At 50.9% G+C, this 13,452-nt stretch carries 12 protein-coding genes; 2 read left to right on the forward strand and 10 right to left on the reverse strand.

The window, feature by feature from the left end; translation table 11 throughout:
• Nucleotides 1–52: 52 nt before the first annotated feature.
• The 3 genes from OGY71_RS03540 to fabI all read right to left on the reverse strand — a co-directional run bounded on the left by OGY71_RS03540 (nucleotide 53) and on the right by fabI (nucleotide 4,225).
• On the reverse strand, nucleotides 53–1,987 hold the full coding sequence (locus tag OGY71_RS03540; RefSeq protein WP_057067367.1) for an exoribonuclease II: 1,935 nt from the start codon (nucleotides 1,985–1,987) through the stop codon (nucleotides 53–55).
• An 89-nt stretch (nucleotides 1,988–2,076) separates the two neighbouring features.
• Nucleotides 2,077–3,222 carry a carboxymuconolactone decarboxylase family protein gene (locus OGY71_RS03545; protein WP_286612851.1) on the reverse strand — a complete coding sequence of 382 codons (1,146 nt, stop codon included), beginning with the start codon at nucleotides 3,220–3,222 and terminating at the stop codon, nucleotides 2,077–2,079.
• Nucleotides 3,223–3,436: 214 nt separating this feature from the next.
• On the reverse strand, nucleotides 3,437–4,225 hold the full coding sequence (gene fabI / locus OGY71_RS03550; protein WP_020996373.1) for an enoyl-ACP reductase FabI: 789 nt from the start codon (nucleotides 4,223–4,225) through the stop codon (nucleotides 3,437–3,439).
• A 442-nt stretch (nucleotides 4,226–4,667) separates the two neighbouring features.
• Here fabI and OGY71_RS03555 point away from each other — a divergent pair, with 442 nt between their 5' ends.
• Complete coding sequence (locus tag OGY71_RS03555; protein ID WP_003833297.1) at nucleotides 4,668–5,360, forward strand: EAL domain-containing protein; 693 nt, start codon at nucleotides 4,668–4,670, stop codon at nucleotides 5,358–5,360.
• Nucleotides 5,361–5,398: 38 nt separating this feature from the next.
• Here the strand turns inward: OGY71_RS03555 and sapF are convergent, their stop codons facing one another.
• The 5 genes from sapF to sapA are packed head-to-tail and all read right to left on the reverse strand — an operon-like array spanning nucleotide 5,399 to nucleotide 10,681.
• The gene (gene sapF, locus OGY71_RS03560) at nucleotides 5,399–6,205 is read right to left on the reverse strand and encodes a peptide ABC transporter ATP-binding protein SapF (protein ID WP_003020558.1); all 807 of its coding nucleotides are present in this window, start codon (nucleotides 6,203–6,205) and stop codon (nucleotides 5,399–5,401) included.
• Between the two features lies 1 nt (nucleotide 6,206).
• Nucleotides 6,207–7,199, reverse strand: coding sequence for a peptide ABC transporter ATP-binding protein SapD (gene sapD, locus OGY71_RS03565; protein WP_003020556.1), 993 nt, complete (start codon nucleotides 7,197–7,199; stop codon nucleotides 6,207–6,209).
• Nucleotides 7,199–8,089 carry a peptide ABC transporter permease SapC gene (gene sapC, locus OGY71_RS03570; protein WP_003833291.1) on the reverse strand — a complete coding sequence of 297 codons (891 nt, stop codon included), beginning with the start codon at nucleotides 8,087–8,089 and terminating at the stop codon, nucleotides 7,199–7,201. Before sapC ends, sapD begins: the two co-directional genes overlap by 1 nt.
• Nucleotides 8,076–9,041 carry a peptide ABC transporter permease SapB gene (gene sapB, locus OGY71_RS03575; RefSeq protein ID WP_003020545.1) on the reverse strand — a complete coding sequence of 322 codons (966 nt, stop codon included), beginning with the start codon at nucleotides 9,039–9,041 and terminating at the stop codon, nucleotides 8,076–8,078. The genes sapC and sapB overlap by 14 nt, the downstream gene beginning before the upstream one ends.
• Nucleotides 9,038–10,681 carry an ABC transporter substrate-binding protein SapA gene (sapA, locus tag OGY71_RS03580; protein ID WP_003833288.1) on the reverse strand — a complete coding sequence of 548 codons (1,644 nt, stop codon included), beginning with the start codon at nucleotides 10,679–10,681 and terminating at the stop codon, nucleotides 9,038–9,040. The genes sapB and sapA overlap by 4 nt, the downstream gene beginning before the upstream one ends.
• A gap of 534 nt (nucleotides 10,682–11,215) precedes the next feature.
• Here sapA and OGY71_RS03585 point away from each other — a divergent pair.
• Nucleotides 11,216–11,668, forward strand: a complete 453-nt coding sequence (locus tag OGY71_RS03585; RefSeq protein WP_063940811.1) for an SgcJ/EcaC family oxidoreductase — start codon at nucleotides 11,216–11,218, stop codon at nucleotides 11,666–11,668.
• Nucleotides 11,669–11,709: 41 nt separating this feature from the next.
• Here the strand turns inward: OGY71_RS03585 and OGY71_RS03590 are convergent, their stop codons facing one another.
• Both OGY71_RS03590 and pspF read right to left on the reverse strand, forming a co-directional pair.
• Nucleotides 11,710–12,354 (reverse strand): quinolone resistance pentapeptide repeat protein QnrB9, encoded by a 645-nt coding sequence (locus OGY71_RS03590; RefSeq protein WP_004201260.1) that lies wholly within the window; start codon nucleotides 12,352–12,354, stop codon nucleotides 11,710–11,712.
• Between the two features lie 94 nt (nucleotides 12,355–12,448).
• Nucleotides 12,449–13,438 carry a phage shock protein operon transcriptional activator gene (gene pspF, locus OGY71_RS03595; RefSeq protein WP_161495982.1) on the reverse strand — a complete coding sequence of 330 codons (990 nt, stop codon included), beginning with the start codon at nucleotides 13,436–13,438 and terminating at the stop codon, nucleotides 12,449–12,451.
• Nucleotides 13,439–13,452: the final 14 nt, after the last annotated feature.

Consider the following 13,452-nt stretch of genomic DNA (forward strand, 5'->3'; position numbering starts at 1 on the left):
AAAAAAAGAAAACGACCTTTCAAAAAAGAGAAAGGTCGTTGGATTTGTCAGTTTACGCTGCTGGACGTGCGATAACGCTACGGGTTTCCATGCGAACTTCGGCGATAGTTACGTCAATCACATCAGTGACTTTGTAAACCACTTCACCTTTGATTTGTACGGTACCACTTTCCTGGCTGCAGACCAGTTCGTCACGCACGGCGTGCAGGAAGGGGGCAGGAATAAAGGCAACAGCGCCATTATCAACCAAACGTACGCGCATGCCGCCGCGGCTGACGTCGATGATCTCGGCCGCAAAGCGGGTGTCGGTTCCGGCTTTATCACTCAGGAAACGGGCGTATAGCCAGTCACCCACATCACGCTCAGCCATCCGGTTCAGGCGACGACGTTCTGCCATCTGCACGGTGGTATCATCCTGAGGTCGGGCGACGGTTTCGCCTTTGATGACGGCCTTAAGCAGACGGTGGTTGATCATATCGCCATACTTACGGATTGGGGAAGTCCAGGTGGCATATGCCTCCAGACCCAACCCAAAGTGTGGACCTGGCTCAATACTAATTTCAGCGTAAGACTGGAAGCGGCGAATTCGGCTGTCGAGGAAACCGGATGGCTGTGCATCCAGTTCGCGGCGCAGTTTGCAGAAACCTTCCAGTGTCAGTACTTCTTCGGCATCGACGTGCATACCGTGGGTTTTCAGCAGCGCGGCCAGAGCGTCGGCGTTGGCCGGGTCGAATCCCATATGGACGTTATAAATACCGAAGCCCAGCTTGTCGCGAAGCACACGGGCGGCGCAAATATTTGCCGCAATCATGGATTCTTCCACGATACGGTTTGCGATGCGGCGTGGCTCAGCGACGATGTCCAGTACTTCACCTTTTTCACCGAGAACGAAACGGTAATCCGGGCGATCTTTAAAGACCAGCGCGTGGTTATGACGCCACTCTCCTCGGCTCAGGCAAATACGATGCAGCAGACGGATTTGTTCCGCAATCGCGTCGTTTTCTGGTTGCCACTCGCCTGTACCTTCCAGCCAGTCGGAAACATTGTCATAGGCCAGCTTCGCTTTAGATTCGATGGTTGCGGCGAAGAAGGTGATGTTGTCTTCAATCGTTCCATCGGCAGTAATGCTCATACGACAAGCTAAAACCGGGCGCACTTCGTTCGCGCGCAGAGAGCAGAGATCGTCAGACAATTCACGTGGTAACATCGGGATATTGAACCCCGGTAAATAATTGGTGAACGCGCGAATTTTTGCCGTTTTATCCAGCTTGCTGCCTTCTGCAATCCAGGCTGTTGGGTCGGCAATGGCGACGGTTAATTGTAGTGTGCCGTCAGCTTGTTCTTCAGCATACAACGCATCGTCCATATCTTCGGTGCTGGCGCTGTCGATGGTGACGAAATTGAGGGCGGTTAAATCTTCACGAACCAGACCTTCGTCCAGCATTTCGGTTGCTACACCGTCTGGGGCTTCTTTTTCCAGATTATGGCGTGCCAGTGTGACCCACCACGGGACAAAGTGGTCATCAGCAAAAGTGATAAATTGGGTTAACTCGGCGTAGAAGGTGCGATCGCCTTTCAGCGGATGGCGGCGCATTTCTGCAACAGCCCAGTCGCCTTCTTTAAATTCATGTTCAACGCCGCGGGCTGCACGACAAGGAATAGCATCTTTCAGTAACGGATGATCCGGCACAATGGACAGACGGTCATTTTTGCCCTGAACTTTACCCACGAAGCGCGTCAGGAAGGGTTCGATCAGTTCTTCCGGCTCAGCAGACTCACGATCTTTTTCTGTATGGATAACCGCAACAATACGGTCGCCATGCATCACTTTTTTCATCTGCGGCGGTGGAATGAAATAGCTTTTTTGTGCATCGACTTCCAGGAAGCCAAAGCCTTTTTCCGTGGCTTTTACCACCCCTTCAGCACGTGGCGTCTGGGAATGTAGTTGCTGTTTAAGCTGCGCTAGCAGCGGGTTGTCCTGAAGCATAATTGTCTATTTTCGTGGCTAAAAGAGCGGCTGACAGTTTTACGCGATTCTGCCAGTGGCAGCAAGCGCTCTTTCAGTAAGTGGATCGGTTAATCAGTGTCGCCCAGCGCGATTTTCAAGCGATTCAACCATCCGCACAATCCACTCCAGGCTAGCAGGTTAATGGCCTGCTCTGAAGAGATTTCCTGATCGAACAAAGGCGTTAACAGTGCGGTGCTAAAGCGGTCGGGCGCCCGGGTCAGCCATTGTACCGCCTGTAGGGTAACGCGCTCAACCGGATGTCGTTGTTCCCAACGTTGTAATTCACGTTCATCCTGGCGAAGAACGGTAATGGCCTCGGTTAATTCATGAGCTGAATATGCATGTTCATTAAAACAGGCCACGCTGCCATTAATCCGTGAAGTCATCAGCGTCGCCAATGAAAATGCCTGTACCGGTATCCCGCTACGTTGCGTGCTGGAAATGAGCGACCCGAGTAAATCCAAAATGACGGGGGAATGTATCAGTAATGGCAGTAACGCTTGCAGTTCCTCGGGATAACGTCTGTCTATCGACTCATCATGATTAAGATGTTTTTCTATCGGGAATGGCGCAGCGTGCCAGGTTGTGTTTGTTGCATTAAATGGCGCAGCGTGAGCGAATTGTTGTATATCGAGACCCGGAATTCGGCGCACCGGATGTCCACACCAGGCCTGAAACAGGGCCACGATACGGGCCTGAAAACCGACGAATCCGATAATTTGATTCATCAGAATGCTATCGCTGGTGGTTAGCCCGACAGCATCCAGATGCTGGCGATCGCGCGCGCCTATCACGGCAGGGGAGCTGGCAAGTTGACGAGCATATTGGGTGATTTGCGCCAGTCGATGGTTACTTTCCCGCGAGGAGTCCGGCCCAGGAAGCGGTGTTAGACGCGCGGCATAGTGATTACATAATCGCTGGACGCCATATACCTGAGCGACGGTTAACGCCGTACTCATCCGTTCATAGGCGCTGAATGTGTGCATCTGACTCAGGTTTACGTGGGTCGGGAAGAGAATCTGTGCAAGTTTACGGGCAGGGATTAACCAGGATTGAAAAGGTAAAAGGGCGTCATCAGATATCGCCAGATCCAGTAAAAAGCAGTCGTCGACATGAGCGGCTTCCGGCACCAGCGGCAGAACATCTTGTGGATACATGCTGGATTGCGTCTCATGATACCAGTGGCTTTTGCCTTCAATTCGGCGTTGTTCCATGGGCGGTCCTTGGTCTAAAAAGTGGCGACCCGGACACGTCGTCATACCACTCGCCGGATCGTTTGCGCTGCAATATCCTGACGTAAGCAGAAGAGGGGATGAAAGATTGTTACGTGATAATAAATATCAGAAAAGCATATATGGGACAGGGTAGAGGGGAATTAAAAAACGAGCATCATGGGCGACAGCGGGCCGCCCAGAGAACAGTGGAAGATTATTTTAGTTCTAGTTCATTCATTGCAGCGATGCTGAAACCACCGTCAACGTGTACGACTTCACCAGAGATACCGGCAGAAAGATCGGAACACAGGAATGCCGCAGAGTTGCCCACATCTTCAATGGTAACAGTGCGGCGAATCGGCGTAACAGCTTCGCAATGGGCCAGCATTTTACGGAAATCTTTGATACCGGAAGCGGCGAGGGTGCGGATTGGACCTGCGGAAATTGCGTTTACGCGTACGCCTTCAGGCCCCATTGCGTTAGCCATATAACGGACGTTTGCTTCCAATGAGGCTTTCGCCAGGCCCATCACGTTATAGTTAGGGATTGCACGTTCTGCGCCCAGATAGGACAACGTCAGTAGCGCAGAGCCAGGGTTTAGCATGGAACGACATGCTTTTGCCATCGCAACAAAGCTATAAGCGCTAATGTCATGCGCAATTTTAAATCCTTCGCGGGTAACTGCGTTCACATAATCGCCATCCAGTTGGTCAGCAGGTGCGAAGCCGATGGAGTGTACGAAACCGTCGAATTTCGGCCAGGCTTTGCTCAGTTCAGCAAACATGGCGTCAATGCTGGCATCTTCAGCCACATCACACTGCAAAACAATGTTGGAGCCTAATTGCGCTGCAAATTCTTCCACACGACCTTTCAGCTTGTCGTTCTGGTAGGTGAACGCCAGTTCGGCACCTTCGCGATGCATCGCCTGAGCGATTCCCCATGCGATAGACAATTTACTGGCAAGGCCTGTCACCAGAATGCGCTTACCTGATAAAAAACCCATGGCTTTAATCCTTTTGGCTAACACTTATATTATATCAATCAATGAGTTATGATTGACGCATTAAACACACTCGAAATTGGCCTGAAATTATATCCCACGCTTTTTCCCTGGAGAATGGTTATCCGCCTCACGTGACCTGTCACGTCATTACATGTGAGGAGTATATCATCCCCCTCCGCTTGTGCTTCGTTCAGGCATCTAACGTCGGTGAATCAGAGAAAATACGAGGTTTCAAAGGCATTGAAATGGTATTATTTCATTGCTAGCTGATGTTAATAAACATAGCAAGGTAGGAACTTTCTTAAAACAATAAATGTGACAATATTCAGCTTGTTATGATATATTGTTTTTATCGATCAATATCGAATCATTGATCGATATTATTGATTGATTGTGATTAGAAGTGCATTATCAGGATGTTATGATCAATTGGAGTGGTCTTATGCACTATCATTTCATCGCGGAACCGATGAGAGACACAACAGATAAATTACTGGGTGTGGAGATTAACGCCCGGTTTACTTCAGATACGGTTCACCCGTTGCATCCAGATTTCATCATTTCAGCGTGGGATAGCGAACAAAAGCGTAATTTCATGCTCGAGCAAATTCGATTAATTGCCGAAAAGCGTGACTGGTTTGAGCACAACAGCCTTATTTGCACCCTGAACCTCATTGACGAAATGGCACTGCTGGCGATTGGTGATCCAGCCATCAAGTCGGCCTTACATGCTCTACCATTTATTGCACTGGAACTTTCAGAACGTTTTCTGTCGAATACCATGTGCCTGAATAATCTGCTGATTAATTCACTTCGCGACGGCCCAAACGCATTGTGGTTGGGCGATCTTGGCTCCGGCAGCGTAGGGGCCAGTCCACTGGTTTGCGGTCATTTTGACGTTGTGAAACTGGATCGCGGTTTCTTCCTGGAACAGGTAGAAAAACCGATGTTCCCGGTGCTGATCAAAAATATCAGGGAATATTGCGACCGTGTTGTGGTGAAGGGAGTAGAAACAGTACGACTTATCGACGAGGCCAGTACCGCAGGTGTCTGGGCAATGCAAGGTGGTGCCCTTTACCCGTCAGTCGCGTTTACCGAAGTTGATACGCTGCTCTTACCCACATTGTGTCACTGATGGCAGAATGCCCCCCGGTTGAGGAGGGCAACCGTTTGTTAACGATCTTTTCGCCAGGCATCAGCGGTAAGCGCTTCGCCGAAATGACCTGCAATCAGGCGGCGGGTAAGCTCATGAAGAGGGGACGCCAGAACATCCGCTGTACTGCCGCGTTCTACCACTTCGCCCTGATGCATGACTAATACCTGATCGCTGATGTGCTTCATCATGCCAATATGTTGGGTCACATAGATATACGAAATCCCCTGTTTTTCCTGCAATTCCAGCATCAGATTGATGAGCTGCGAACGCATCGACATGTCCAGAGAGGCCAGGGCTTCGTCGGCGATAATGACTTTGGGGCGTAAAATGAGCGCGCGGGCAAGGCCCAGACGCTGTTTTTGCCCTGGGGCCAACATATGTGGGTAATAACTTACGTGATCGGGCAGCAATCCGACCATGCGCATGGTCTCCACGATCTGTTTACGACGCTGCTCAGGCTCGAGGTCGGTATTCAGACGTAGCGGAAAATCGAGGATCTGCGAGATACGTTGCCGAGGATTAAGCGATGTTGACGGATCCTGGAAAATCATACGGATCCGCTGACTACGAAATGAATAATCGCCATATTTTAACGGATGATCGTCAATCAGCAGCTCACCGCTGGTGGGTTCAATCATACCCGCCAACATTTTTGCCAGCGTAGATTTCCCCGAGCCGTTTTCACCAATGACGGCGAGCGTCTGACGTTCGCGCAGGGTGAAACTCAGGGGCTTAACGGCCTCAACGGTCTGGCGGCGAAATAAACCTGTCCGGTAGCGAAAGGTTTTGCTTAGATTACGAACTTCGAGCAGGGTTTCTACCATCTCACTCTCTCTCCATGTTCAGCGGGAAATGACAGGCGTAGAGATGATTCTTTGCTCCGGTCAGTCTTGGGGTTTCAATACATTCGCGTTGTGCATAAGGGCAGCGTGGCCCCAGACGACAGCCGATGGGTAATTGTTCCAGCAATGGAATAGCTCCTGGCATGGTATTCAGGCGGCTTTTGTGCGGCATTGCGCTACCAAAATCAGGAATAGCGCGAATCAACGCTTGAGTATAAGGATGATGTGGAATGGTGACCAAATCTTTACTTGGCGCGGTTTCGACCGTTTGTCCGCAGTACATCACGTTGATTTTGTCAGCCCACTGGCTGAGCATTTGCAGGTCATGGCTTATCAACAAAATGGTGGTATTGCTGTTTTGATTCAGACGGGTTAGCAGACGGAAAATTTGCGCCTGGGTGGTTGGCTCCATCGCGTTCGTTGGTTCATCGGCAATCAGCAAACGCGGCTGATTCGCTAATGCAATAGCGATCATGACCTTCTGGCATTCGCCATCGGTCAGCTCATATGGGAAGCTGCGCATGGCATCTTTATGGTCTTTTATCCCGACGCGGTGCAAGAGTTCAATCGCACGGCGTTTGCGCCAACCGATGCGCTGCCACCAGCGACCTTTGTAGGTCCATGCCGGAATATTTTGCATCAGTTGACGTCCGATACGCTCGGACGGATCGAGACATGACTGCGGCTCCTGAAAGATCATGGAGACGTTATGACCGACCAGTTTGCGTCGTTCACGCGCGGAAAGGCGTAGCAGATCGATATCATCAAAACGCATACGGTCTGCGGTTACGCGCCAGTTATCTTTAGCGACACCGCAAATGGCCTTAGCGATCAGACTCTTGCCGGATCCAGATTCGCCGACGAGCCCGCGGATTTCACCCTCATTCAATGTCATGCTGACACGATCAACAGCCTTTACCCAGTCGTCACCGGTCCTGAATTCAATGGTTAGGTTGCGGATATCCAGTAATGGCATTACTCCACCCCCGCAATAATTGCGCGGCGCACGCCGTCACCCAGTAGGTTAACCAGCAACACGCTTATCATAATTGCCGCGCCTGGCAGCATCACCGTCCAAGGTGCGACATAAATCAGCTCCAGCGCGTCGCCGAGCATGGCTCCCCATTCCGGGGACGGCAGCTGTGCGCCAAGGTCGAGAAAACCCAGCGCGGCGATATCCAGAATCGCCATCGACAGTGCGCGGGTGATTTCAGTAATAAGGCCAGCGGTGATATTGGGCAGAACGGCGAACCACAGAATATTCAGTGTGGTTGCACCGTCCAGGCGAGCGGCAATGACGTACTCTTTCTCCAGCTCGTCATGCACCATGCTGTAAACGGAGCGCACCATGCGCGGCAGCAGCGCCAGCCAGACGGCAAACATGGCGTGTGTCAGATGCGGCCCGGCAAAGGCCACCACAATAATCGCCAGCAGCAGAGAAGGGATCGACAGTAGGGTGTCCAGAATGTGGTTCAGCACCGCAGAGCGCAATCCGTGCGTCGCACCGGCAACTACGCCCAATACCAGGCCACACAGCGTGGCGGCAAGAGTAACGACAAACGCGCCGCCAACGGTCGGGGCCGCGCCGCTGAGCAGACGACTTAAAACGTCACGTCCCAGATCGTCAGTCCCGAGGAAGAATGAGACTTCGCCATAGCGCGACCATGACGGCGGTAAAAGCTGATAGCCGAGAAATTGCTGATCGATGCCGTAAGGGGCAAACCAACCACCAAAAATACACAGAATAGCCAGTCCCGCACAGCCGTACAGGCCGATCATCGCAGTCGCATCACCATAGAAATTGCGCCATGCGGTGCGCAACGTACCCGGCGGGCGTTTTTCGCTATAGACGCTATCGTAAGGCATACCATTCCTTATGTTTCAGAGGGTTAGCCATAGCACCCAAAATATCAGAGATGACGTTAACGATGATAACCAGTGAACCAATCACCATCACGCCCGCTGAAATCGCCGCGTAATCCTGCTGGCGAATCGCGTTAATCAGCCAACGGCCAAGACCTGGCCAGCTAAAGACCATCTCGGTGATCATCGCCAGCGTCAGCATGGTGGAAAACTGTAAGCCCAGACGCGGGATCACCGGCGGAAGAGCGTTGTGCAGGACGTGACGACGCAGAATCGTTAATCGTGACAAACCGCGTGTGGCCGCCGCTTTGACGTAGTTCTGGTCAAAGACCTCAATGGTGCTGATACGCATCAGGCGGATGACTTCGGTGGTGGGCGCAACGGAGAGCGTCAGCACCGGGAGCACCATATGACGGATAGCGCTGACCAGCATTTCATCGCGCCAGGGCGAGTCGGAGATCCACGCATCAATAATGGCAAAACCGGTAACAGGTTTCACCTCGTAGAGAAGATCAAAACGCCCGGAAACGGGTAACCAGCCGAGGGTCAGTGAGAAGAGCAATGTTAGCAGCAGCGCCAGCCAAAAAACGGGGATAGAAAACCCCATCAGAGCCAATGCGCTGATGCAGCGGTCCTGCCATTTGTTCCGCGTGATACCGGCCAGCATACCAACGGGGATCCCAACCATTAGTGCAAAACCAAAGGCAAGAATGCACAGTTCCATTGTGGCCGGGAACACCTCTTTTAGCTGCTCTGAGATCAACTGACCGTTAATACTGGATACGCCGAAATCCCAGTGAATGAGACCATTGAACCAGAATACCCAGGCGTTCCACAGCGATGCACCCTGTAACGGCGCATGAGGCGTAAAGTAGCTCAGACTGAAGCCAATAAAGGTCAGGAAGAACAGGGTTACCAGTAGCAATAAAAATCGACGCAAGGTGAAGATAATCATGGTTTTTTCACCTCATCTTTCTTTTCCCTGGACACGCCGGCAAAAGAGGCATTACCGAATGGACTGAGCACCAATCCTTTGATGTCGTAGCGATAAGCCTGTAGACGCAGTGAAGAGGCCAACGGCAGAATAGGTAACTCTTGTGCAAGAATATTTTGCGCTTCGTCATAGGCATCTATTCGCGATGAAAGCTGCTGCGAAGAGAGGGCCTTGCGCAGAATGCTGTCAAACTGCGGATTACACCAGTGGGCAAAGTTGGTCTGCGAATTGATGGCGGCACAGCTGAGCAACGGCCGGAAAAAACTGTCAGGATCGTTACTGTCCGTCGCCCAGCCGGATAACGTCAGATCATGGTTCATATCCATTAATCTCGCCTCCTGAAAACGACCTTCTACCGGGATGATCTTCACTTTCACACCCACCTGAGCCATATCTGCCTGAATCAACTCGGCGGTTTTCAGCGGACTGGGGTTCCAGGCCTGAGAGCTGGTAGGGACCCAAAGTTGTAATGTCAGATTCTCCAGCCCCAGCGCTTTTAGCTGCTCGCGCGATTTTGCCGGGTTGTATTCTGTAATTTTAGCTTCGTTATCATAAGCCCACGAGGCGCGAGGCAAAATAGATGCCGCGGTTTCTGCCGTCCCGTAGTAGATAGACTGCATTAAGCGCTGGTTGTTAATGGCCAGCGCCAGCGCATGCCGCACGGCAGGGTTATTCAACGGCGGTTTATTGGTGTTGAACGCCAGATAGGCAATGTTCATCCCCGGGCGCAGCGTCAGGCGCAGGCGAGGGTCATCACGCAATATGCTGAGCTGGCTGGCGGCAGGCCAGGCCAGGACGTCGCACTCGCCAGTGAGTAATTTCGATAAGCGTCCGGTTCCACCAGAGCCGAGATCCACTACGACCTGCGGCATCAGGGGGGTACCACGCCAGAATTTTTCATGTCGCTGCAACCGAATATATTGGCCGGCACGATTCTCCGAAAGCTGGTACGGGCCTGTGCCGACGGGTTGTCTGTCGAGCAACTCCTGGCGATCCTGTTTTGCCAGATTAGCGGCATATTCGGCCGACATTACGGAGGCATAGTGTGTGGCAAGGTGCCACATAAAGGAGGCATCCGGTTGCGTTAAGCGGAATTCAACGGTGTTGTTGTCCAGTTTGCGCACGCTTTGGACGTTATCGGCAAACTGCAGGCTGTCGAAGTAGGGGAAACTGCTACCGTTCACATTGTGCCACGGATGGTGGCGATCAAAGATGCGCTCGAAGGTAAACACCACATCGTCCGCATTTAGTTTGCGGGTGGGGGTGAACCAGGCAGTCTTCTGAAACTGAACGTCACGACGCAGATGGAAACGGTAGGTTGCGCCGTTATCCAGCACTTCCCAGCTTTCAGCCAGCTCAGGCACCAGCCGATAGGTGTAGGGATCTACATCAAGCAGTCGGTCATACAATTGGGCCGCTAACGTGTCGACGATGAGACCGCTGCTCGTTTTTTGTGGGTTGAACGTATTGACCTGCCCGCTGACGCAATAGACAAACCCGCTGTCACGGATATCAGCGTGCGGAGCTTGCTCAGGCGCAGCAGCAGCCTGACCACTCAGAAATCCAGCCATCACGATCAGAGATGATAAAACCAGGCGCATAATTTTAATGGATTATATAAAGAGGCTATCTTACTAATACTTAATGACATTTGCCATTACCGTTTGTTTTTGGGAGTAACAGGCTCGATAAGCGCGAGTTCAACACCGCGACATGGTCAAAATTCATACCTGCTATCTACTTTGAATCTACTCTGTTAACTATCTTAGCATTTTCATGGCCCATCTGACTTGCTATAAACGTGGGGGCGTTCCTGTCGTTGTTTACTGATTGATATCAGTGTGTACTCGGAAGATGGAGTATGGCATCGATAACGAAGTGTGGAGCGAGCATTTAGAGTGTCACTATCAATGCTGAACTATAATCATTCAGGAAGTAGTACACGTTATGTGAGTTGTAATAGCTAAAGTATCTATAATTATTTCAATATGTTAATTCCATTTTTTCTTCATGGCATCTTAATCTTCTCACCCATTTATGGTGATGATTTCCATTGGTTATTAAATGCATTTTGGCTTTGATCCTGGTTATGAACGGTTTTCTGTTGCCATATAACCTCTAATGGAATGAATTGTATGAATAAATTACTGAGCCTTGTTGTTTCACTTGCCCTATTGCCTGGAGCCGTTTTTGCTGCGTCGACTCCAGACTGTGTGAAGGTGAATAAAGCGCAAATCGAAGCGCTATTTGATAAGTGGAACGAGTCATTGAAAACAGGTAACGCGCAGACGGTATCTGAAAATTATCTTAGCGATGCGGTATTGCTGCCTACTGTATCCAATAAAGCGCGTTTAACGGACGCTGAGCGTGTTGATTATTTCGAGCATTTTCTTGCGAAAAAGCCGACCGGGAAAATTGACATGCGTACCATTCGCCTGGGGTGTAATAAGGCGATAGACACCGGTACCTACACATTTACCTTCGCGGACAAATCAACGGTTTCAGCCCGCTACACATTCACTTATACATGGGACGGTAAAGAGTGGAAAATTTCCACACACCACTCTTCAGCGATGCCTGAGGGGTAAAAAGCAGTGCAGGGGGCGGAATATTCACCGCTCCCTGAAGACTAGCCAATAATCGCGATGCCAAGACGTTCCATGAGCAACGATGCCTGGTAGTTGTCCAACTTAACGCCTTGTAAATCAACGCCCCGAATATCTAAGTCACCCAACTCCGAATTGGTCAGATCGCAATGTGTGAAGTTTGCTGCTCGCCAGTCGAAAGTCGAAAACTCGCCGCCGGAGAGATCTGAACCACTGAACGTCGCGCCCAGTACCTGGGCACCCATCCAACGGTTTTCCCACAGCTCACACTTTTCCAGCACGACTTTCGAAAAATTGGCGTAGCTTAGATTTGTGTTAGTGATATATGCGCTGCAAAACCAGGTGCGTGTAGTGATCATATTCATAAAGCTTGCGCCGCGGAAATCTGCGCCTTGTGCGCGGCAGTGGCGAATTTCAATGCCCAGCGCACTGGCATTGCGAAAATCCGCCATGGATAAATCACAGCTTTTAAAAATGGCATCTTTCAGCATTGCACGACTAAAATTGCACCCTTTCTGGCTTTCACGATCATAGAACTGACAGCCGATAAATTCAGTACCACTTAGGTCGGCACCTGAAAAATCACAGTTAAAAAATGTACTATTTTCAATTTTCTCACCGGTGAAACGGTTTCTGTCAATTTTTTCGCCAACGAGTGCCAGAGCCATATTTGTACCTGTTTTTTTATACAGTAATGGCGTCATGGTAAACCCTGATGAGGTTATGCGTCAAATCCGCCAATATGACATCTGCAAATGTGCTTTAAATCTGGTGTTTTTTCAGCAAAGCGCGAAGCTGATGGTAAGTCAGACCCAGTAATTCAGCGGCTTTTTTCTGGTTAAATTTTGCCTGCTGTAAGCTGGTTTGTAGAAAGTCTTTCTCTTGCTGCTGCTGGAATTCACGCAGATCCAGCGGTAACCCTACAGACATCGGTTTAGTTTCCGGCGCCTGCGGCTGCGTAGTGTGGCGGCGGAAGGGGTCAATGATTATCTCATCCAGCGGGTAATCACTGGTTCCATGCCGGTAAACGGATCGCTCCACGACGTTTTTCAGTTCACGAATATTGCCCGGCCAACGGTAGTGGAGAAGCGTTTCTCTGGCCTCGGCACTAAAACCCGGAAACAGAGGTAACCCGATCTCGCGGCACATCTGAATGGCAAAATGTTCGGCCATTAACATAATGTCACTTTGACGCTCGCGTAACGGTGGGAGTTGCACCACGTCAAAGGCCAGGCGATCCAGCAGGTCCGCGCGGAAAGTGCCTTCGCTAACCATGCGAGGTAAGTCGGCATTGGTTGCACAAACAAGTCGTACGTTAACCTGTAATGGTTGGCTACCACCTACGCGCTCAAGCTCGCCATATTCGATAACGCGCAGTAATTTTTCCTGTACCAACATCGGGGCGGTTGCCAGTTCATCGAGAAACAGCGTACCGCCGTCGGCGCGTTCGAAACGTCCCGGATGGCGTTTTTGCGCGCCGGTAAAGGCGCCCGCTTCGTGACCAAACAGTTCGGAATCAAGCAAATTTTCGTTTAGCGCCGCGCAGTTAAGCGAAATAAACGGGCCTTGCCAGCGGGTGGAGAGGTAGTGCAGGCGGTTGGCAATAAGTTCTTTCCCGGTCCCGCGCTCACCTATAACCAGTACAGGTTTATCCAGCGGTGCCAGATGAGAAACCTGCTCCAGCACTTCAATAAAGCTGTTCGCTTCACCCAGAAGATTATCTTTGTATCCAGCCATGATGAAATTCACCATTTGTTAGTGTTATT

Source organism: Citrobacter sp. Cpo109, assembly GCF_030332565.1.
GTDB classification, from domain to species: Bacteria; Pseudomonadota; Gammaproteobacteria; order Enterobacterales; family Enterobacteriaceae; genus Citrobacter; species Citrobacter portucalensis.

Bases quoted from the DNA above. Each gene is read 5' to 3' on its own strand.
- OGY71_RS03545 (WP_286612851.1), bottom strand. From the start codon at position 3,222: ATGGAACAACGCCGAATTGAAGGCAAAAGCCACTGGTATCATGAGACG.
- sapC (WP_003833291.1), bottom strand. From the start codon at position 8,089: ATGCCTTACGATAGCGTCTATAGCGAAAAACGCCCGCCGGGTACGTTG.
- sapF (WP_003020558.1), bottom strand. From the start codon at position 6,205: ATGGTAGAAACCCTGCTCGAAGTTCGTAATCTAAGCAAAACCTTTCGC.
- OGY71_RS03540 (WP_057067367.1), bottom strand. From the start codon at position 1,987: ATGCTTCAGGACAACCCGCTGCTAGCGCAGCTTAAACAGCAACTACAT.
- sapD (WP_003020556.1), bottom strand. From the start codon at position 7,199: ATGCCATTACTGGATATCCGCAACCTAACCATTGAATTCAGGACCGGT.
- OGY71_RS03590 (WP_004201260.1), bottom strand. From the start codon at position 12,354: ATGGCTCTGGCACTCGTTGGCGAAAAAATTGACAGAAACCGTTTCACC.
- sapA (WP_003833288.1), bottom strand. From the start codon at position 10,681: ATGCGCCTGGTTTTATCATCTCTGATCGTGATGGCTGGATTTCTGAGT.
- OGY71_RS03555 (WP_003833297.1), top strand. From the start codon at position 4,668: ATGCACTATCATTTCATCGCGGAACCGATGAGAGACACAACAGATAAA.
- OGY71_RS03585 (WP_063940811.1), top strand. From the start codon at position 11,216: ATGAATAAATTACTGAGCCTTGTTGTTTCACTTGCCCTATTGCCTGGA.
- fabI (WP_020996373.1), bottom strand. From the start codon at position 4,225: ATGGGTTTTTTATCAGGTAAGCGCATTCTGGTGACAGGCCTTGCCAGT.
- pspF (WP_161495982.1), bottom strand. From the start codon at position 13,438: ATGGTGAATTTCATCATGGCTGGATACAAAGATAATCTTCTGGGTGAA.
- sapB (WP_003020545.1), bottom strand. From the start codon at position 9,041: ATGATTATCTTCACCTTGCGTCGATTTTTATTGCTACTGGTAACCCTG.